The 20,989-nt window shown below is 33.1% G+C and carries 17 protein-coding genes; 12 read left to right on the top strand and 5 right to left on the bottom strand.

The features are described 5' to 3' along the window. Positions 1-72 precede the first annotated feature (72 nt). The 10 genes from LUA91_RS01250 to LUA91_RS01295 all read left to right on the top strand — a co-directional run bounded on the left by LUA91_RS01250 (position 73) and on the right by LUA91_RS01295 (position 15,880). Positions 73-3,534 (top strand): TraB/GumN family protein, encoded by a 3,462-nt coding sequence (locus LUA91_RS01250; RefSeq protein ID WP_231424137.1) that lies wholly within the window; start codon positions 73-75, stop codon positions 3,532-3,534. A gap of 157 nt (positions 3,535-3,691) precedes the next feature. After that, a complete protein-coding gene (locus LUA91_RS01255) occupies positions 3,692-3,925 on the top strand; it encodes a hypothetical protein (RefSeq protein WP_231424138.1) in 234 nt (77 codons plus the stop codon). 8 nt (positions 3,926-3,933) lie between these two features. Continuing rightward, positions 3,934-5,808 carry a malto-oligosyltrehalose trehalohydrolase gene (gene treZ / locus LUA91_RS01260; protein ID WP_231424139.1) on the top strand — a complete coding sequence of 625 codons (1,875 nt, stop codon included), beginning with the start codon at positions 3,934-3,936 and terminating at the stop codon, positions 5,806-5,808. Beyond that, positions 5,801-9,844 carry a malto-oligosyltrehalose synthase gene (gene treY, locus LUA91_RS01265; protein ID WP_231424140.1) on the top strand — a complete coding sequence of 1,348 codons (4,044 nt, stop codon included), beginning with the start codon at positions 5,801-5,803 and terminating at the stop codon, positions 9,842-9,844. Before treZ ends, treY begins: the two co-directional genes overlap by 8 nt. Positions 9,845-10,308: 464 nt before the next feature. After that, positions 10,309-10,506 (top strand): cold shock domain-containing protein, encoded by a 198-nt coding sequence (locus LUA91_RS01270; RefSeq protein ID WP_231424141.1) that lies wholly within the window; start codon positions 10,309-10,311, stop codon positions 10,504-10,506. Positions 10,507-10,684: 178 nt separating this feature from the next. Next, a complete protein-coding gene (locus LUA91_RS01275; RefSeq protein WP_231424142.1) occupies positions 10,685-11,317 on the top strand; it encodes a Crp/Fnr family transcriptional regulator in 633 nt (210 codons plus the stop codon). 372 nt (positions 11,318-11,689) lie between these two features. Beyond that, positions 11,690-12,259, top strand: a complete 570-nt coding sequence (locus LUA91_RS01280) for a UbiX family flavin prenyltransferase (RefSeq protein ID WP_231424143.1) — start codon at positions 11,690-11,692, stop codon at positions 12,257-12,259. Positions 12,260-12,383: 124 nt separating this feature from the next. Beyond that, complete coding sequence (gene mtaB / locus LUA91_RS01285; protein WP_231424144.1) at positions 12,384-13,703, top strand: tRNA (N(6)-L-threonylcarbamoyladenosine(37)-C(2))-methylthiotransferase MtaB; 1,320 nt, start codon at positions 12,384-12,386, stop codon at positions 13,701-13,703. 176 nt (positions 13,704-13,879) lie between these two features. Further along, positions 13,880-15,028 (top strand): prolipoprotein diacylglyceryl transferase, encoded by a 1,149-nt coding sequence (locus LUA91_RS01290; protein WP_231424145.1) that lies wholly within the window; start codon positions 13,880-13,882, stop codon positions 15,026-15,028. A 60-nt stretch (positions 15,029-15,088) separates the two neighbouring features. Further along, positions 15,089-15,880 (top strand): inositol monophosphatase family protein, encoded by a 792-nt coding sequence (locus LUA91_RS01295; RefSeq protein ID WP_231424146.1) that lies wholly within the window; start codon positions 15,089-15,091, stop codon positions 15,878-15,880. Positions 15,881-15,954: 74 nt separating this feature from the next. Here the strand turns inward: LUA91_RS01295 and LUA91_RS01300 are convergent, their stop codons facing one another. The 5 genes from LUA91_RS01300 to LUA91_RS01320 all read right to left on the bottom strand — a co-directional run bounded on the left by LUA91_RS01300 (position 15,955) and on the right by LUA91_RS01320 (position 18,983). Continuing rightward, positions 15,955-16,506, bottom strand: coding sequence for a NifU family protein (locus LUA91_RS01300; protein WP_231424147.1), 552 nt, complete (start codon positions 16,504-16,506; stop codon positions 15,955-15,957). Between the two features lie 87 nt (positions 16,507-16,593). Continuing rightward, positions 16,594-17,940 (bottom strand): adenylosuccinate lyase, encoded by a 1,347-nt coding sequence (gene purB, locus LUA91_RS01305; protein WP_231424148.1) that lies wholly within the window; start codon positions 17,938-17,940, stop codon positions 16,594-16,596. 169 nt (positions 17,941-18,109) lie between these two features. After that, on the bottom strand, positions 18,110-18,307 hold the full coding sequence (locus LUA91_RS01310) for a hypothetical protein (RefSeq protein ID WP_231424149.1): 198 nt from the start codon (positions 18,305-18,307) through the stop codon (positions 18,110-18,112). Positions 18,308-18,447: 140 nt separating this feature from the next. Beyond that, on the bottom strand, positions 18,448-18,645 hold the full coding sequence (locus tag LUA91_RS01315; RefSeq protein ID WP_231424150.1) for a hypothetical protein: 198 nt from the start codon (positions 18,643-18,645) through the stop codon (positions 18,448-18,450). A gap of 140 nt (positions 18,646-18,785) precedes the next feature. Then, positions 18,786-18,983, bottom strand: coding sequence for a hypothetical protein (locus LUA91_RS01320; protein WP_116167967.1), 198 nt, complete (start codon positions 18,981-18,983; stop codon positions 18,786-18,788). Between the two features lie 204 nt (positions 18,984-19,187). Here LUA91_RS01320 and LUA91_RS01325 point away from each other — a divergent pair, with 204 nt between their 5' ends. Further along, on the top strand, positions 19,188-19,754 hold the full coding sequence (locus LUA91_RS01325) for an RNA polymerase sigma factor (RefSeq protein ID WP_231424151.1): 567 nt from the start codon (positions 19,188-19,190) through the stop codon (positions 19,752-19,754). 8 nt (positions 19,755-19,762) lie between these two features. Continuing rightward, positions 19,763-20,863, top strand: coding sequence for a serine protease (locus tag LUA91_RS01330; protein WP_231424152.1), 1,101 nt, complete (start codon positions 19,763-19,765; stop codon positions 20,861-20,863). Positions 20,864-20,989 lie beyond the last annotated feature (126 nt).

A 20,989-nucleotide genomic window follows, 5' to 3' on the forward strand; every position in this document is an offset into this window, starting at 1 on the left:
TTAATAAATTTTCATTTCAAAATCAATTTGGGAATTTACTATATTCGGAGTTTAATATAATGCTCCGTTTTTATGAAATTAAAATTTCCATTATGGAATTTCTTTAGGTTTTTAAACCTTTTAATTATCCTATCTATATTCTTTAAAAGTAGTTTAGCTCAACAAACCAAACCCAAATACAATCTGCTATGGCAAATAAGTGGCAAAGGATTAAGTAAGCCATCTTTTTTATTTGGCTCCATGCATGTAAGAGATAAGAGAGCATTTAATTTTAGCGATTCTGTTATGAAGGCTATAGAAAATACATCTGCTTTTATCTTAGAAGTTCATCCAGACTCCCTATTGCAATCAATATTTGGATTATCAGCACAACCTGCAATGCAAAAGAGAATGAAAAATCTTCTTTCTGCTGAACAAAAAAGTGAATTAATAAAAAGATTTCAAGCGAAAAATGGTTATAAACCAGATTCTGCCCAGCTTGATAATCCTGTATTAATTACATCGCTAATGACTCCAGATTATGCTAAGAAAGATGATAAACAAACTTTTATTGACGCCTATTTATATGGTATAGCCAAAACGATGAGAAAAAAAATCTTTGGTCTAGAGAAACCTTCAGATCAGGTCGATATAATGTATCAAAAGGATGATAGAATTCTAGGGCTTTTCGATAAGGATGAGGATTTCGAGCTTGAAAATTTAGATAAGATGGTCGCAATTTACGAAGGTGGTAATTTAGAAGAAATTACAGCTTTATTAAATGAAGGTGATGAAGATAATCTGAATTTGTTTAAGCGCAATAAAATAATGGCTGATGGAATAGATAGTCTTTTAAAATCAGAAAGTGTATTTGTTACTATCGGTGCTGCTCATATGCTGGGCGAAAGTGGGGTAATTAATCTATTGAGAAAATTGGGATATCAACTGCACAAAGTTAAAGCCGATTTTACAGGTGTTGCCAATAATTATAAAATAGACCATTCTAAAATGAGTTGGACAAAATACTTAAACAGTGATGATAATTATGAAGTAGAATTTCCATCAAAACCTTTTGAAATTAAAAAGATGATGAAAAAATCAGTAGTTTTTTCTGATTTAACTAACGATGCTATCTACACGGCCAATTCAAATTATATTGGTCCAATAAAAGGACTTAAACCACAAGCTTACTTAGATACGCTATTTAAAAATTATCTAGGAGATGGTAGGGAGGTAATTTCAAAGAAAAGCGAGAATAGGTATGGGGCAGCTTCTATTGACGCAGATATTAAAGCAAGCGGAAAATTCATCAGATTAGTTTTGGTGCTGAAAAACAATACACTTTATGGATTGAGTGTAGAAAATGAAGTTAACGATGTACACGAACCCTATGCAGATAGATTTTTTAATTCGCTAAAAATTAATGACCCTACCCTCGCTAAAAATGTATCGTGGATCGATTATAAAAATGAAAAAGGAGGCTTCAGCTTAAAAGTTCCAAAAATGCCAGATGAGGTAATTAAAGAAGTATTAGATCCATCTTACCCTGATCATCCTTATGTGATGAATATTTATACAATTGTTGATAAAATAAAATTAAATAGCTTTCTGTTTAAATACAATGATTTTCCAGATGGGATGTATGTATCCGATAAAAATTCTGTTTTTAATGGCTTAATTAAACAATTTGAAAATAAAGGAACAATAACAGCTGCTCCAAAAATAATCTTTAACAATGGTTATGAAGGTAGAGGATTAGATATAAATATTCAAGGATATGATATGAGGTTACAATTTTTTTTAAGAGGTAACAGAACTTATATGCTTTTAAAACAAAATTTATCTGATGATAAAACCATTGCTGATGATTCTTTTTTTAGCTCCTTTAAAATAGAAAATTATTTAGATGGCAAAAGCGAGCTTTTTGATATTGAACAAATGAGCGTTAAAACGCCGACTAAACCACAGCTAATATTGGATAAGGATGAGTATGATTCTGAAACCTTTTTGGTTAATAGCAAAGCATATTTCGCTGGTAACGTTAATACTGGAGGTTTGTATATGATGGAAACTGCGCATTTGAGTAAATATTACAAATCGGGCAATGTTGATTCCCTTTACGATGCCATGATTGAAAGCATAAGTATTAATAAAGATAGTTTATTAAAACACGAAAATGTGTTAGTAGGTGATACCAAAGGCAAAATATATCATTTTAAAGATACCTTATCAGGCAATAACAGGAAAATAAAGATGTGGTTAAATGGAGATAATTTTTTTTATCAATCGCTAATTGGAACTAAAGAAGAAATTGAAGGTAAGCAAGCAAATGAATTTTTCTCTACCGCAATACAAACATCAACTTCACAGCCGTTTGACATTAAATCATCAAAAGCAAAAATCTTACTTCAAGATTTAACAAATAAGGATTCTACAATTTTCAACTCTGCGTTCGGTGCGCTAAAATTTTATGTTTTTGATGAATCTGAAATTCCATTAATCAAGGCCGCATTAAAATTAAAATATCCAAGCGATTCAATATTTAATGGTGTTCGAGCCAAATTAATTGATGTTTTAGGGAATTTGGATAAGAAAAATAGTGTCCCTTTCTTAATGGGATTATTTTCTGATATAAAAAATGCTGATCTAATAAGATCTAAAGCGCTAGTAAAAGTTGTAAAAATCGATTCTACTAAATACGATTGGTATATAAAAAGTCTATTAGATAGTAAACCATTAAACCTTGATAATTATTGGATGACTTTTTCGCCATTAACAGACTCCTTGGCTTATGCAGCTCAACATTTCGATAAATTGTTACTATTAAAAAAGCAACCTCAATATAAAGGTAATATTATCGATCTAATAGCTGACATAAGCGTTTCTTCGAAGAATCAAGAATATATGTCTATAATAAATGCCAATAAGAAAGAAATATTTTCCACAGCTACTGAAGATTTAAATAAATATCTTGAAGATGAAGACCGAAATTACGCTATGGAAATTTATGGCTATTTAAAAATCTTTCCAGTTACAGATTTATCAAAATTAGCAGATGAGTTTACCATTAAACTTGTAACTGATTCTAATTCATACATGAAAACTACCGCATTGGTTACGCGTATCAAAATGAATTTGCCTGTTGAGCAAAGTTTATTGGATACCCAATTGGATAGTTTATCTACACGACTTGATATTTTGACAGCATACAATTCAATAGGGAAATTAGAAACAGTTCCGGCAAAATATAGATCTCATGATGAAATTGCCGAGGTAATCCTTTATCATTATTTAGGTGATGAAGACTATCCAGAAGATTTAAAGTTGTTGGGCAAAGTAGTTACGGAAAAAGGAAATTACTATGCTTTTGATTTTTCTTATGCGGATGATGAAGGTTCTAGTAGACACTATATCGCAATCTGTGGTGCATTTGATGGCGAGAACATAAAAAAATCATTCGATGAATATTTTTGCCATACAGAATATGAACTATTGATCAAAGATTGGCAAACACAGGCTAGAAAGCTTATAGATAGTCTTGATCAAACAAAATAGCTATAAAACAAAAGGATTGAATTTTTCAATCCTTTTGTTTTAGCAATCAGTCTGAATATCAACTTACAAGATTATTCAAAAATAAATTTTATCACAGTTTAAAATTCTACCAAACATTTTCATTCGTTTGGCTATTATTCATAGTGTAAATAATACTATGGAAGAGCTCATCAATCAATTAAAAGAATATTTAGGCAGTAGGATAGAAGATGTAAGAAGAAAAGGTGCTGCAGAGTTGGAAATTGTAATAGGAGAAATGGAAGATGTTGATCAGCTTTCCACTAACCTTAAGGCACACATATTGGAAATAGTTGATCAAGATACGATAGCAAAAATAGATTTTGTTACTCCTGATGGTAAAGAATTGTACAGTTTTTCGCTAGCACAATAATCAGGTTTATGGAGATAAATGTCCAAAGGCGAAGTATCGGAGTAAATTTTTTAGAGGATGGCAAGGTGGAGATCTGGCTTTGGGCACCTTATGCTTTGAATGTATCTTTATTGGTTCCAGAAAAAAAATTAAAAATCCCTTTACTGAAACAGAATTTTGGTTATTGGTACGGTATTTCACATGACATTACTGATGGAGATGGGTACTCCTTTAAAATTTGGCAGTCTGGAGAAACAGAGCACAACCTGCCAAACACAAAACATATCAGACGGGCAGATCCTGCCTCCGTTTATCAAAGAGATGGTATCTTTGGTATATCAACTGCAATTAACTTAAATAAATCCAAGTGGACTGATCATAATTGGAAAGGTATTTCTTTAGAAAATTACATCATATACGAGCTTCATATTGGTACTTTTTCTCAAGCAGGTGATTTTGAATCGATTGAAAAAAAATTAGATTATTTGGTGGATTTGGGCATTAATGCCATTGAATTAATGCCTGTGTCGCAATTTCCGGGAAACAGAAATTGGGGTTATGATGGTGTGTATCCGTTTGCTGTGCAAAATACCTATGGTGGGCCAAAAGAGTTGCAGCACTTAACAAATGCTTGTCACGATAAAGGTATCGCGGTTATTTTGGATGTAGTTTACAATCACCTAGGGCCTGAAGGAAATTATTTCAACGATTTTGGTCCGTATTTTACCGATAAATACCATACACCTTGGGGCAGTGCCATTAATTTTGACGATGAAAAATGCGATCCGGTAAGGCAATACTATATTGAAAATGTATTGATGTGGTTTCGTGATTTTCATATCGATGCGTTGCGATTGGATGCTGTTCATGCCATAAAAGATGGAAGCGCCAAGCATATTTTATTAGAAATTAAACAGTATGTAAATAAACTCTCTGAAATGGTTGGTCGGGATTTTCATTTAATTGTGGAGCTCGATTTAAACGATAACAAATACATCAATACGATAGAAAAGGGTGGTTATGGAATAGATGCACAATGGATTGACGAATTTCATCATGCGTTGCGGGTCACCACTGGTCAAAAAAAACGCGGCTATTACAGCGATTTTAATGGAATTGAAGATTTAGCAAAATCTTTAACCGATGCCTATGTATATGATGGTCAGTTTTCTGTTCATCGAGACAAGCATTTTGGTACAGTTGCCAAAGGTAATGAAGGTAAACAATTTGTTGTTTTTTCGCAGAATCACGATCAAATAGGCAATAGAATGTTGGGTGAACGAACCTCTGGCCTGGTTAGTTTTGAAATGCTAAAGCTAATGGCAGCTACTGTTTTTGTAAGTCCTTATTTGCCTCTCATTTTTATGGGAGAAGAGTATGCAGAAGAAAATCCATTTCTTTTTTTTATCTCGCACCTTGATGAAAAACTTGTGGAATTGGTACGGGAAGGTAGAAAGAAGGAATTCGCTGCATTTCACCATGATGAACAAGTTCCGGATCCTCAAAGTGAAGAAACCTTTAACCGCTCAAAATTAAATTGGAATAGCCATTTGCATGGCAAACACCAATTGATGCATGCTTTTTATAAAAAGATTATCAATATTAGAAAATCATTACCAGCATTATCAAGTTTAAATCGCCAACAGTTAAAAATTGAAGCACATAAAATACAGAACTGTTTAATAATCAGCCGATGGCATCAAGAACAACAGGTATTGTGCGCCTTAAATTTTTCTAAGCAACAACAGGTTTTACCAATTTTAAACGGATTGGATTATCAACTTGTATTAAATTCTGCCGCCGAACAATGGGGTGGACAAGATGTTAATAACCTAGTTTTTACTGATAACAATATAACTATTTTTCCAGAATCGATCCTAATTTTTACTAGCTCAAATGTTTAAACCAACTTCTACCTACCGCATTCAATTTCATAAAGATTTCAATTTTAAATCATTAAATAAAATCATTCCATATCTGAAAAAACTTGGAGTTGATACCATTTATGCTTCGCCCATTTTTGAAGCTCTTGATGGTAGCACGCATGGTTACGATGTTGTAAATCCACTTCGCATTAATCCAGAAATTGGTACAGAAGCCGAATTGATAAAAATTTCTGAGAAATTGAAGAATGCTGGCATCAGTTGGCTGCAGGATATTGTTCCCAATCACATGGCTTTTTCTCCCAAAAATAAATGGCTAATGGATGTATTAAGAAAGGGGGCAAAATCAAAATATGCAACTTTTTTTGATATCAATATTTCCAACAATCAAAAGCTAATGGTACCTTTTTTAGGGAATGATTTAACCGATGCCATTGAAAATTCGGAATTAAAGTTGATTAAAAATGATGGCGAATATTTTCTGAATATTGGAGATTCCAATTGGCCTTTAAATGAATCTTCTCAGCGAAAAATTAGTAATAAAAATAAATCCGAAATTAATAGCAAGCAATTTGTTGAGGAAATTGCAGGTGCGCAATATTATCGTCTCTGTAACTGGCAGGAAACCAATCATACCATCAATTATCGAAGGTTTTTTACCGTTAATGCTTTGATTTGCTTAAATATCCATCATCAAGATAACTTCGATATTTATCATGAATATATTTTATCTCTAATTAAAAAAGGAATTTTTCAAGGATTACGTATTGATCATATCGATGGACTGTATGATCCAAAAGAATATTTGGATCGATTAAGGAAAGCAGCTGGTGAAGATATTTATATTGTAGTTGAAAAGATTTTGGAGCGAGATGAGAAAATGCCTGCTGATTGGGAAGCGCAAGGAAGCACTGGTTACGATTTTTTGTCTATGGCTAATAATTTGCTTACAAATCAAGCTAATGAGGCAAAGTTTGATGAAATTTATAAAGATATTACTGGTAAAAATCTTGATCCGAATAAACTCATCTATGAAAAGAAAGAGGCTTTTCTATTTCAATACATGCAGGGCGAACTCGAGAATTTATTGCAGCTATATCTCGATTTAAATGTTTCTTCCAATGATGAAATCGAACTGATTGGTGAAGAAAAGTTAAAACTTGGATTAGCAGAAATGCTAATTCAAATGCCTGTTTATCGATATTACAATTATAATTTTCCATTATCAAAAATTGATGAGGAAAATTTAAGTGCGCTACTAAAAATTGTTGGTAATAAGGATGTATTTAAAGATGTTTCTTTGTTTCTAAAGCGTGTTTTTATCGAAGAACCAAAAAATGCAAACGTTGAATACAATGATAAATTAAGAAAATTTTATCAACGCTTAATGCAATTTTCAGGACCATTAATGGCAAAAGGTGTGGAAGATACCGTAATGTTCACCTACAATCGCTTTATTGGTCACTCCGAAGTTGGAGATGCTCCAGATGCATTTGGATTAACGCTTGATCAATTTCATAATAGAATGATAGATCGGCAAATGAATTGGCCTCTATCCCTAAATGGAAGTTCAACACATGATACCAAAAAAGGTGAGGATTTTAGGGCAAGAATAAATGTTCTTACTGATTTGCCTGATGAGTGGAAAGAAGGGGTTCAAAATTTTATCACCTCCATAAAAGAATCGAAAAAGCTGAATGAAATTTTTAAATCAGTGCACAACAATGATTTCTATCTTATTTTTCAAACTATTTTAGGTGCTATACCTTATCCTGGCGAAGATGCCGATGATCTCCATAATCGCTTAACTCAATTTATCGAAAAAGCATTAAGAGAGGCGAAAAAAAGATCTGACTGGGCAGAACCAAATGAGGCATACGAAAAGTTGGTTCAAGGCTTTGCACTCCAGTTAGTCAACAAAACTGAAGAAAGCTTTACCATTATAAATCATCTTCTTAATCGCATTGCCGATTTTGGAATTGTGAACAGCTTATCTCAACTTGTTCTAAAATTTGCCTGTCCTGGCATTCCTGATGTGTATCAGGGAACAGAATTATGGGATTTGAGTTTGGTTGATCCTGATAACCGTAGACCGGTAGATTATGAAAAGCGTAATCAATTTATAGACGAAGAATTATCACTAAAAAAACTGTGGGCAGAGCGGTATTCGGGTAAAATTAAGTTGTGGCTAACTCGAAAACTTATCGATTTTAGAAAGAAAAATAGCGATGTTTTCACGAATGGCGAATATATTCCTTTAAAAGTTAAAGGGGCTTATCAATCTAATATTTTGGCTTTCGCCCGAAAATATAAGAATGAACATATCATAATTGCGCTTCCTGTAGCTTTGGCGAGCATTTGCAAACCAGAAGAAAAAGAAAATTTTAATTGGTTAGATACCCAAATCATGCTTCCAGGAGAATTCCCTTCTAGCTGGAGAAATATAATAACCGAGAAAGATGATGTAAAAGACATCTTGAATGATGGCATTCTGGTATCTCAAATATTTGGAGAATTACCAATTGGCATCATTGAGTTAAAAAGAAAAAAAAATGATCGGTCTGCAGGTATATTGATGCATATTACCTCACTACCGTCAAAATACGGAATTGGTGATTTTGGATCGGAAGCAAACCGTTTTGTCGACTTTTTAAAAGAGACAAACCAACAATATTGGCAATTGTTACCACTAAACCCCACAAAAACGGGAAATGGGCATAGTCCATATTCGAGCAATTCTGCAAAATCAGGGAATATATTATTGATAGATTTAGAGCAACTGGCCAATGAGGGTTTGCTTTCTACCGATGATTTAAATGCTAGTGTAACTCTATTTGAAAAGAAAATTGATTTCCAACACGTTGAAAAAACGAAATTTAAGCTGCTTCAAAAAGCATATAAAGCTTTTAAGAAAAATAAACCTCCAATAATTTCAGAAGAATTTTTAGATTTCTGCAAAAAGGAAGGTGAATGGCTTGATGACTTCGCATTGTACACCGCAATAAAACATCATCACAAACAATTGGAATGGTACAATTGGCCTACGGCATTTAAAACTAGGGAATTAGAAAGTATTGAAAGCTTTAGTAACAAATATGCTGATGAAATTAATGAGGTTAAATGGCAGCAATATTTATTTTCGAAACAATGGCATCTACTTAAAGATTACGCAAATTCCAAGGGAATCAAAATGATAGGTGATTTACCATTTTATCTTGATTATGATTCTGTTGAAGTATGGTCTAAACCAGGACTTTTTAAACTGGATGCTGATTTAAAACCAACTTTTGTTGCTGGTGTACCTCCAGATTATTTTAACGAGAATGGGCAATTATGGGGAATGCCGATTTTTAATTGGTCGGCAATGAAACGCAATAATTATGAATGGTGGATTAAACGTTTGCAGAAAAATATGGAGATGTTCGATCTACTCCGCTTAGATCATTTTATAGCTTTTTCATCCTATTGGGAGATACCTGCTGATAGCGAAAGTGCTATAAATGGAAAATGGATAAAAGGCGAGGGTAATAATTTTTTTAAAGTTATTAAAAGAAATTTCCCAGAAATGCCTTTCATTGCTGAAGATTTGGGTGAAATAAGCACGGAAGTTGAATTATTAAGAGATCAATTTCAGTTGCCTGGAATGAAAGTTTTACAATTTTCATTTGGCAGCGATATCAGTGCGTCTTCGCATATTCCACACAATTATGAAAATCAAAATTGTATTGTATACTCTGGCACCCACGATAATAATACGTTAATAGGTTGGTATAATAATGAGATAGAGATATCTACTAAAGAAAGAATTAACAAATATTTTGGGCAAAAAATAGATGAAAATAATATTCATCAGGAATTAATAAGACTTGCATTTTCATCTACTGCTAAAATAGCGATTTTGCCAATTCAAGATATTTTAGGTTTAGATGAGAAATCCAGAATGAACATTCCAGGTAAAGCTCATGGCAATTGGTTATGGAGATTGGATGCCGCTAAGCTTAAGCCAATTCAGAATTGGTTAGCGGATATTACGAGTACTTATGGAAGATCAAAATAATGAAATCCACTAAGCAAAATATTTAATGTTCTCTTAGCCTAGATATAAAATAGTTAGTTAAGGTTATATTTAAGCTTCAGGTTGATTTATTCATTTCGGTATTATTAAAATTTATTTGTCATATAATTCAAATGTATATTGTCTGAAACGTTTACAAGTTTAGGTTTTTTGGTAGATAGCCAATGTGAATTGTAAATTATAATTTTAAGAAGAAACTTTACTGAAAATAAATTAGCAGAAAAATAAAATAAACTATCTAAAATTAATTAAATTACTGTTAAATAGTGTTTTAAGTGTTTTGTTGAGGATCTTAATAAAAATCTATTAATCAATTGTATAAACTGTATCGATAAATAAAAAAGAACATCACAAATTTTATAGCTTAAAGTTGTTCAAAAATTGAATAATTTGTATTTTTAATTAGACTTTTATTATTATACTTGTCAGATTTTATACGCTAATAAATGAGTGATTTAAGAATGGGCACTATAGTCCATATGGATAATAAAAATAAATCGGGAGTTATTGAAGATGAAAATGCTCAAGATATCATATTCGAATTTAGACATCTAAAAGCAACAGTAAAAGAATACGATCAAGTCTCCTTTGAAATTATTTTAGATAAGGATGGTTTACGGGCCATCAATATTTCCAAACGCTAACTGTAACAAGGCATTCATAAACATCCAATTTATCTTTACTTAAGTTTGAACCTATTTTAACTGACAGGATATAATATATAACTGTGCGCAACTTTTTTTTCTCATAATTGGTATTTAACATTCAATTATATTAATTTACGGTTCGAATCATTGTTTCTACGTCCCTAAATTGAATAAGATGAATCCCGATAGAATAAATAATGAAGATAAATGGTTGGCTTATGGTGGTTTTTCTCCACTGATTACTGTCTTCCGCACTTTCCATAATTTATCGCCAGAAATTGAGCACATCATAAACGAACAGACCTTTCCGGTTACATTTAAAAAAAATAAATTTATTTCTTCCCCATTACATCGTAATAAATTTATTTTCCTGTTACTTAAAGGCGTGGCAAGGGGATATATGAAGGATGATGATAAAGAAATTACTACCTGGATTGCTCAGGAAAATGAATTGGTTGGCAATATCAGGAATTTATGGGATGAGCAGCAACCAACAGAAGATTACGTTCAGGCGCTTGAAGATGTTGTAGCAGTTGCTGTTCCTCATGCAATGTCGCGACAGCTTTACAATAATTTTGAAATTGCTAATTATGTAGGTAGAAAAATGACTCAGCTTCATTATCTGCATGCTTGCGAACGTGCTTATATTTCCAGATTGCAATCTGCAGAAAAACGCTATCTGCGTTTTACACATAGTTATTCTCAATTGGTTAATCGGGTGCCACTTAAATACATCGCTTCATTTCTTTGCATGCGCTTGGAAACTTTAAGTAGAATAAGATCTAAAATCGCCGGAGAAAAAAATTAATTTAAGTTGATTAATTATCAGCCTACACTGGATTTTAAAACACATTTAACGTATTTGTACGTCGTTTTTGAGGTTTGATTGGTCCGTTTACGTTTTCTATGATGCTATTTTTAATCGAGACGTTTATAATTTTAAATTAATATTAGAAAATTTTTATAAAATAAAATACTGAATATCAGTTTATTAATTACTTTAAATTGATGGTTTGCTCATTTTAAAGGTTTTAACACTTCATAATTATCTTTTTTTAAAATTTTATATATATTTGTTCTTACCCTTTCGAGGGTATGTTTTTCATAGGTAGATGTAGGGTCAGAACTTTGTTCTGGCCCTTTTTTGTTGTTATTATATTTTAAAGCTTATTTTTGGTTCATGATAAAAAAGAAAGTAATTGTTGCGGTTACTGGTGCAAGCGGCTCTGTATATGCAAAGGTTTTGTTCGATCAATTGGAGAAATTAAAAGATCAGACTCAAGCTGTTGGTGTAGTGATGAGTGACAATGCAAAGGAAGTGTGGCAATTCGAACTTGGCAACCAAAATTACAACGATTACCAGAATTTTAATTTCTATCATAAAAACGATTTTAATGCCCCATTTGCCTCTGGGTCTGCCAAATACGATACCATGATTATTGTACCTTGTTCTATGGGAACGCTGGGTAGAATTGCACATGGAATTTCTAATGATTTAATTTCAAGAGCGGCAGACGTTGTACTAAAAGAGCGTAGAAGACTTATTGCAGTGGTTCGTGATACACCTTTCAGCCTAATTCATATCAATAATATGAAAATAGTTATCGAAGCTGGGGGAATTATTTGCCCTGCTAACCCATCATTTTATAGTTTACCCAAAACTATAGAAGAAGTTGCAGGAACAGTAATTAGTCGCGTATTAGATCTGGCTGGTTTCGAGCAAGACAGTTATCGTTGGAATGAAAAGTAAAAAAATGATAAACTACAGTGACAATATAAATATTTCATCGAAATGTTAATTCACTGTAATTTACTATTCAACTCAAATCTCATATCCTAATACTCAAATCTATTTTCATATCTTTGCAGGCTCAATGAAAAAGGTCGCATTTTATACATTAGGTTGTAAATTAAATTTCTCTGAAACTTCAACTATCGGTCGCTTATTTACCGATGCAGGTTATGCTGTAGTTGAATTTCAAGATCAGGCCGATGTTTATGTGATTAATACTTGCTCTGTTACCGAGCATGCAGATAAAAAGTGCCGGAAAGTTGTTAAAGAAGCGTTAAAATATTCGCCAAACGCTTTTGTTACCATTGTTGGTTGCTATGCACAGTTAAAACCTCAAGAAATTGCCGAAATTGAAGGTGTTGATATGGTTTTGGGTGCTGCTGAAAAATTTCGCATTGTAGAGTATATTACCGATTTAACTAAAAATCCAAAGGCAGTTGTTCACCAACAAAATATTGAGAAGGTAAATCATAATTTTATTGCATCTTATTCCATTGGAGATAGAACCCGTACTTTCTTAAAAGTTCAAGATGGTTGCGATTATCCTTGTACCTATTGTACCATTCCGTTGGCACGTGGCGCAAGTCGCAGCGATACCATTGAAAATGTGGTGAATAGAGCTAAAATGATTGCTGAAGGTGGTGTAAAGGAAATTGTGCTCACCGGGGTAAATCTTGGTGATTTTGGCATCCGCAATGGTGAACGTGAAGATAAATTTTTTGATTTGGTTAAAGCTTTGGATGAAGTGGAGGGAATTGAAAGAATTCGTATCTCATCGATTGAGCCCAATCTATTAAGCAATGAAATTATAGAGTTTGTTTCTACATCAAAACGTTTTGTACCTCATTTTCATATTCCTTTACAGTCTGGTTCTGACAAAATTTTAGGCCTAATGCGCCGTCGTTACCGTACTAATTTATACATAGAGCGTGTAGCGAAAATTAAAGAGGTGATGCCACATTGCTGTATTGGTGTTGATGTAATAGTTGGTTTTCCTGGGGAAACCAAAGAAGATTTTCTAGATACTTATCAATTTTTAAACCAACTTGATATTTCTTATCTGCATGTATTTACCTATTCCGAACGTGAATTAACGGTTGCGGCAGAAATGACGGGTGTTGTTCCTGGCAGCCAGCGAAATGAGCGTAGCAAAATGCTGCACATTCTTTCTGATAAAAAACGCAGGGCATTTTATGAATCACAAATAGGCAGCAATGCAGAAGTGCTTTTTGAAGCCGATCAAAAAATGGGATACATGCATGGTTTTACAAAAAACTATGTTAAGGTACGTGCCAAATATGATCCAATTATGGTAAATGAACTAAAAGCAGTGAAGCTTTTGGAAATAACAGCCGAAGGTGAAGTTGAGGTAGCGGAACTCGAAACTGTTTATGCACATTAAGTAGTATCCAGTATCAAGTAATTAGTATCTATTATCAAGAAGTGGAAGGCTTAGGTTTTCGCGTCTGTCTTTTATTTTTGGTCTTTAGTCTTTTACCTTAAACTCTTCATCTTTCCTACCTTATTCAGCCTTTCAGCTTTGGTCTTTCTTTGCTATCTTCGCAACAAATAATTTTTATGTTTCCTACCGTTTCGCATTTTTTAGAATATTTATTTGGCATTAATCTGCCGCTACCTTTCAATACTTTCGGTGTATTTGTTGCCATTGCTTTTATAGCGGGTTATTGGGCCTTTACTAAAGAGTTGAAACGCAAAGAAGCTTTGGGAATTCTTCACCCAATAAAGAAAACTGTAGTGCTGGGTAAACCTGCAACCACATCAGAAATTATAATGAATGCGCTTTTTGGATTTATTATTGGCTATAAGCTGGTGTATGCGCTGCTAAACTATTCGCTTTTTGTAAGCGATGCGCAATCTATTTTAATGTCGGCAAAGGGTAACATTATTGGCGGCCTTTTTTTTGCTGGATTATTTGCTTACTGGGATTATAAAGAAAAAGAAAAAAATAAATTAGATAAGCCAAAAGAAACCCAAGTTATCGTTCACCCATATCAGTTAATGAGTAATTTAATTGTGTGGGCAGCAATTTGGGGCTTTTTGGGTGCGAAATTTTTTGATAACCTAGAGTATTGGGATGATTTTGTTAAAAATCCAATTGAGCGGTTATTATCTTTTAGCGGCTTAACATTTTACGGTGGTTTAATTTGTGGTGGTGCAGCTGTACTTATTATTGCCAAGAGAAACGGAATCAAACCCTTACATATGCTCGATGTTGGCGGACCAGGTATGATGCTGGCTTATGCAGTCGGCCGTATCGGTTGTCATTTATCTGGTGATGGCGATTGGGGAATTGTAAATCCAAATCCAAAACCTTTCACTTGGTTACCAGATTGGTTATGGTCTTACACATATCCAAACAATGTAGTAGGCGAAGGCGTACCAATTCCAGGTTGTACGGGCAAATTTTGTAATGAGTTGGCTCAAGGCGTTTATCCTACACCTTTATATGAAGTAATTATTTGTTTAATTCTCTTCGCTTTCTTGTGGAGCATTCGCGATAAAATAAAGGCACCAGGTTTAATGTTCGGTATTTACATGATCTTAAATGGTGTTGAACGTTTCTGTATCGAATTATATAGAGTCAATTCTAAATATCATGTTTTCGGTTTATCTTTTACCCAAGCTGAAATGATTGCCACATTTTTAGTACTAGGCGGCATTGCTTTAAGTGCTTATGCCTTAAGAAATAAGAATCAATTGGCTTAAATAGGTTCAGTAAATTTCATTTTAAAGCCAACAACCTTTAAAGGGTTTTGTTAAATAACTATGAATTACGAGTTACTATGCACTAAGGTTTCATCAATTGTTAAACTTACCGGAAATTTTATCCGTAAGGAAGCTATGCAATTTGATGCCAATAAAATTGAGTACAAAGGGTTAAATGATATGGTTTCTTATGTTGATAAAACAGCAGAACAGAAACTGGTTCAAAATTTGGAAAAATTAATTCCTGATGCGGGTTTTATTACTGAAGAGAAAACAATAAGCAGAGTAGGAAAAACTTACACCTGGATTATTGATCCTTTAGATGGAACCACAAATTTTATACATGGAATACCGGCATATGGAATTAGCGTTGCCCTTTACGAGGATGGATTGCCGGTTATAGGCGTTGTTTACGAACTTAACAGAGGTGAGATGTTTTATTCATACAAAGGTGGCAAGGCATTTATGAATAAGAAAGAAATACACGTTTCTGTAAATCCTGATTTAAAATCGAGTTTACTGGCTACAGGATTTCCTTATTATCAGTTTGAAAAGCAGGCGCAATATTTAAAACTGCTGGAAGAGATGATGCAAAAAAGCCATGGTGTTCGCCGAATTGGTGCTGCTGCTATTGATTTGGTGTATACCGCTTGCGGCCGTTTCGATACTTTTTTTGAATACAATTTGCAACAATGGGATTTCGCTGCTGGTTGTTTCATAGTCCAGCAAGCAGGCGGAGAAGTTTTCGATTTTTCCGGAGGAAATGATTATTTCGAGAAACGAGAAATATTAGCCACCAATGGCAAGCTTACCAAAGAAATGCTCATCGCGATAAGTAAGCATTTTAGCTGATAAAAATGTTTTATATAACAAAGGCTCAATTGTTTATTGAGCCTCTGTTACTATTACTTATAAAAATATGCTTTTTATAAAGCCTCAGATACAACATCCGTAACTTCAGGAACCATTCTTTGTAATAAATTTTGGATTCCTGATTTAAGCGTGATGGTAGATGATGGACAACCACTACAAGAACCTCTTAATTCAACAGTTACAACACCTTCATCAAAAGATTTATAGGTAATTGCACCGCCATCCTGCTCAACAGCCGGACGAACATAATCGTGCAAAATCTGCTGAATTTTAATTTCAGTTTCCGAACCTTCAAAAGCTGGTGCTTCTTCTGCACTGGCTTCTTTGATTTTTAATTCAGATTCTACAGCACCTTTAACAAATTCTTTTAAAATAGCTTCTATATCACTCCAGTCTGCATCATCAGTTTTAGTGATGGTTACAAAGTTACTGGCGAAAAACACACCAGAAACAAAATTGAACTTGAATAATTCTTTTGCAAATGGAGAATGCTCTGCGCTTTCTTTAGTTGCAAAATCTTCACTTCCGTTTATCAATAACTTATTAACCATGAATTTCATGGTTGCTGGATTTGGAGTTTGTTCTGTATATACGTTAATCGTCATGTCTTAATCAATTTGAATAAACAAAATTAACAATTACTCACAAATAAAACTTTGGTATGCTGTCTGTTTAGCGTCAATTTAATTTCACTAAAAAACACCTGTGTAATTAAATGGTGTAATGGTTCTCAATTGTGTTTTTATTTCTTCTGATACCGCTAAACCTTCAATAAAATCTGCAATACTAGCTGCATTTATCTTTGCGTTAGTTCTGGTTAATTCTTTTAATGCTTCATAAGGGTTTGGGAAATTCTCTCTACGTAGAACAGTTTGAATTGCTTCTGCCACTACAGCCCAGTTATCATCCAGGTCTGCATGTAGCGCAGCTTCGTTTAAAAGTATTTTGTTTAATCCTCGTAAAGTTGAGTTTATGGCAATTAAGGTGTGGCCGAATGGAACACCAATATTTCTTAACACAGTAGAATCTGTCAAATCTCTTTGTAAACGCGAAATAGGAAGTTTCGCAGCGAAAAACTCGAACAATGCATTTGCAATCCCAGCATTTCCTTCAGCATTTTCAAAATCAATAGGATTTACTTTGTGCGGCATGGCCGATGAACCAATTTCTCCCGCCTTGATCTTTTGCTTGAAATAATTCTTCGAAATGTATGTCCAAATGTCGCGATCTAAATCGATAATGATATTATTGATGCGTTTTAAAGCATCACACTGTGCCGCAAATTGATCGTAATGTTCAATTTGTGTGGTATGCTGTGCCCTGGTTAAGCCTAAAGTTTCATTTACCAATTTGTTTGAAAAATCCACCCAGTTTACCTTCGGAAAGGCGATATGGTGAGCGTTGAAATTTCCGGTTGCACCACCAAATTTGGCACTGTTTGGTATTGCCTTTAGTGCTTCAACCTGAATGCTTAACCGCTCCGCAAAAACCAGAAATTCTTTACCAAGTTTGGTAGGAGAGGCCGGCTGACCATGGGTATGAGCCAACATTGGAATATCTTTCCATTCACTAGCCAAGCCATTAATCTTTTCTATTAATGAAGCTATTGCTGGATAATAGCTCTCGTTCAAAGCCAATTTTACCGAATAAGGAATGGCCGTATTGTTAATATCTTGAGAAGTTAATCCAAAGTGGATAAATTCTTTATAATCCTGTAAAGAAAGGTGATCGAATTTAGATTTGATAAAATACTCTACAGCTTTAACGTCGTGATTGGTCACCTTTTCGGTTTCCTTAATTTCTAGTGCATCAACCTCTGAAAAATTTTCATGAATTTTACGAAGTTGGCTGTAAAGCGATCTGTCGAAATTTTCTAAACCAGGTAAATTGATTTCGCATAATGCAATGAAATATTCAATTTCTACAAAAACACGATATTTTATTAGCGCTTCTTCAGAAAAATAGTTGGCTAAATTTTCGGTAGTTTTTCTGTAACGACCATCAACAGGTGAAATTGCTTGTAGCGAAGTTAAATTCATTATGTAGATTATAATTTTGCCGCAAATTTACTACAATTGATGGATTTACAGGGTTTATATCTAAGAAATTTTAGCTTTGATTTAGTTAAATCATAAATTTAATCTTTCAAACAAAAAAATCCTTAGTTCAATTTGAACTGAGGATTTTATGGTATAAAAAAACTTTTACTTATTTTTTTACAACGGTAGTATCAGTTTTAACAACTGTATCAGCTACAGTAGTGTCAGTTTTAACAGTTGTATCAGCAGTGATAGTTGTATCAGCGCCTAAAGTATCAGTACCTTCACCTTTTTTTTCTGAAGTACAAGCTGCAACTGATAAAGATAAAGCGATAGCTAAAAAGCCTAATTTGAATGCATTTTTCATTTTGATTTTGTTTAGGGTTATTTATTAAGTTTCAGTCTTTATACTTAAAACAGGAAAAGGTAACCCTAAAAATAAATTTTAAATAAAAAGAGCTTCAATTAATTAAAATTGAAGCTCTTTTATATGATTTTAACTTTTACTTATTTTTTTACAACAGTAGTATCAGTTTTAACAACTGTATCAGCTACAGTAGTATCAGTTTTAACAGTAGTATCAGCAGTGATAGTAGTATCAGCACCTAAAGTATCAGTACCTTCGCCTTTTTTTTCTGAGTTACAAGCAGCAACTGATAAAGATAAAGCGATAGCTAAAAAGCCTAATTTGAATGCATTTTTCATTTGAAATTTCGTTTTAGTGATTAATTAATTTACACTTAATACAGTAAATAAAAAAAGGTAACCCGCAAAATTGAAAAAAAAATAAAAAAAGCTTCAAACCATAAGGAATGAAGCTTTTTATATTTTTATTAGACTATTAACTAGTGTTTTACAACAGTAGTATCAGTTTTAACAACTGTATCAGCAACAGTAGTATCAGCTTTAACTGTAGTATCAGCAGTGATTGTAGTATCAGCACCTAAAGTATCTGTACCTTCAGCTTTTTTCTCTGAATTACAAGCAACAACTGATAAAGATAAAGCGATAGCTAAAAAGCCTAATTTGAATGCATTTTTCATTTTTGAATTTTTTTTAAGTAATTAATTTTCTTGTTAATGCCGCAAAGGTAAAAAGGTAACCCAACAATTTTTAAAAAAATGAAAATATTTTTTCATGCATATTGGGTTACCCTAAATCTTATCAACGTATTAACCAATGATAGTTGCTATAAATATTTTTTTATCTAATATTGGGTTACTATTTTTAGAAAAACGTATTAACGGGTGAATAACAGTTTAAAGAGTTCAGTTCCAACAGATAGAGAAGTTATTTTAGGTATTCTAAATAACTCTGAAGATACACTTAACAAGTTATACAAAGCGTATTATGTGATGGTTTTGCAATTTATCCTCAATAATAATGGTGATGAAGATGATGCAAAAGATGTTTATCAGGAAGCCATTATCATATTGTATAATAAAATTAAGGAAGGGAACTTTGAATTAAGCAGTAAACTCAAAACATATATTTATTCAGTTTGCAGGCGAATATGGCTTAAGAAACTAAGTCAGAATAGTAAGAAAGCCGGTAACATTACTGATTATGAAGATGTGTTGGTTGTGGAGGAAGATGTAGAAACGCATGAGGAAAAAGATGCAGCTTTTGTTAAAATGCAATCGGCCCTCGAGCATTTAGGAGAGCCCTGTAAAACTATTATTCAGGATTTTTATATCCATAATTTATCCATGCAGGATATTTGCGAAAAGTTTGGTTATACCAATACTGATAATGCAAAAACACAAAAGTATAAATGCCTGCAAAGGTTAAAGAAAATATTTTTTCAACCATAATAATTGAAATGAGAAACGATTTGGAGTTAGATGCAATTATTGAAGATTATCTTTTAGGTAAACTTAATCCGCAGGAAACGGAAGCTTTTGAAACACTTCGCCGCAATGATGCGGCTGTTGATCATAAAGTTGTTTCGCATAAATTCTTTTTAGAATCGATGGAAACATTTGCTGCTCAATTAAGATTAAAAGAGCAATTAAATAATATCCATGCAGAAATTGATGTAGAGGGTTTAGCTACAGCTTTAAGACCACATCCATCAAAAGTGATTCAGTTATGGAGAAAACATAAATCCGCCATTGCAGTTGCTGCATCATTTTTAGTATTGTCTTTAGTGTCTGTTTATTCTATTCAACATAACAGTAAGCAAAAAGAACAACTTGTTTTGCTGAGTAATCAAGTTAATAAAGCAATCAAAACGCAGAATAACCTAATTAGGAAAATTAATAATACCACTAACGCAGCTGGCAAGCCCGCTATTCAAAACAGCTTTGGTGGTACAGGTTTTGCGATATCTACGAATGGTTATATTTTAACCAATTTACATGTGATTAATGGTGCTGATTCTTTGTATGTTCAAAATAACAAAGGCGAATCATTCAAGGTAAAATCGATTTATACTGATTCGCAAAATGATATCGCTATTCTTAAGATAAGTGATAAAAATTTTAATCATCTTTCATCAATTCCATATTCTATCAAAAAGACAACCAGTAGTATAGGTGAAACGGTTTACACCTTGGGTTATCCTAAAGATGATGCTGTTTTGGGTGAGGGTTACGTAAGTTCTAAAAATGGTTTTATCGGTGATACTACTCAATATCAAGTTTCCATTCCAGTAAATCCTGGTAATAGTGGAGGCCCGTTATTAGATAATAATGGAAATTTAGTGGGGATTATCAGTGGTAAGCCTGATCAGACTGAAGGTGCTGCTTTTGCTATTAAATCAAAATACATTTTAGAGGCCATGAGAGCTATTCCTCAAGATTCTTTAGGATCAAATAAGCTATCATCAAGCAATAAGAAAAGTTTGCTTTCCGGTTTAAAACGTACCAAGCAAATTGAGAAATTGCAAGACTATGTATTTATGATTAAAGTTTATAATTAATTTACCCAAACAAATTAATATTCTTGAAACCCTGTTGATTAACCTCTTCAGGGTTTTTTGTTGGCAGAATAATTTGATTGCATTATTATTATATTATGTCTATGTATTTAGTATAGTATTGTTTAT

Origin of the sequence: Pedobacter sp. Leaf250, from assembly GCF_920984735.1 — a bacterium.
Classification (GTDB): domain Bacteria; phylum Bacteroidota; class Bacteroidia; order Sphingobacteriales; family Sphingobacteriaceae; genus Pedobacter.

Coding starts and splice junctions, on each gene's coding strand:
- LUA91_RS01250 (WP_231424137.1), top strand. CDS start 73: ATGAAATTAAAATTTCCATTATGGAATTTCTTTAGGTTTTTAAACCTT.
- LUA91_RS01255 (WP_231424138.1), top strand. CDS start 3,692: ATGGAAGAGCTCATCAATCAATTAAAAGAATATTTAGGCAGTAGGATA.
- treZ (WP_231424139.1), top strand. CDS start 3,934: ATGGAGATAAATGTCCAAAGGCGAAGTATCGGAGTAAATTTTTTAGAG.
- treY (WP_231424140.1), top strand. CDS start 5,801: ATGTTTAAACCAACTTCTACCTACCGCATTCAATTTCATAAAGATTTC.
- LUA91_RS01270 (WP_231424141.1), top strand. CDS start 10,309: ATGAGTGATTTAAGAATGGGCACTATAGTCCATATGGATAATAAAAAT.
- LUA91_RS01275 (WP_231424142.1), top strand. CDS start 10,685: ATGAATCCCGATAGAATAAATAATGAAGATAAATGGTTGGCTTATGGT.
- LUA91_RS01280 (WP_231424143.1), top strand. CDS start 11,690: ATGATAAAAAAGAAAGTAATTGTTGCGGTTACTGGTGCAAGCGGCTCT.
- mtaB (WP_231424144.1), top strand. CDS start 12,384: ATGAAAAAGGTCGCATTTTATACATTAGGTTGTAAATTAAATTTCTCT.
- LUA91_RS01290 (WP_231424145.1), top strand. CDS start 13,880: ATGTTTCCTACCGTTTCGCATTTTTTAGAATATTTATTTGGCATTAAT.
- LUA91_RS01295 (WP_231424146.1), top strand. CDS start 15,089: ATGAATTACGAGTTACTATGCACTAAGGTTTCATCAATTGTTAAACTT.
- LUA91_RS01300 (WP_231424147.1), bottom strand. CDS start 16,506: ATGACGATTAACGTATATACAGAACAAACTCCAAATCCAGCAACCATG.
- purB (WP_231424148.1), bottom strand. CDS start 17,940: ATGAATTTAACTTCGCTACAAGCAATTTCACCTGTTGATGGTCGTTAC.
- LUA91_RS01310 (WP_231424149.1), bottom strand. CDS start 18,307: ATGAAAAATGCATTCAAATTAGGCTTTTTAGCTATCGCTTTATCTTTA.
- LUA91_RS01315 (WP_231424150.1), bottom strand. CDS start 18,645: ATGAAAAATGCATTCAAATTAGGCTTTTTAGCTATCGCTTTATCTTTA.
- LUA91_RS01320 (WP_116167967.1), bottom strand. CDS start 18,983: ATGAAAAATGCATTCAAATTAGGCTTTTTAGCTATCGCTTTATCTTTA.
- LUA91_RS01330 (WP_231424152.1), top strand. CDS start 19,763: ATGAGAAACGATTTGGAGTTAGATGCAATTATTGAAGATTATCTTTTA.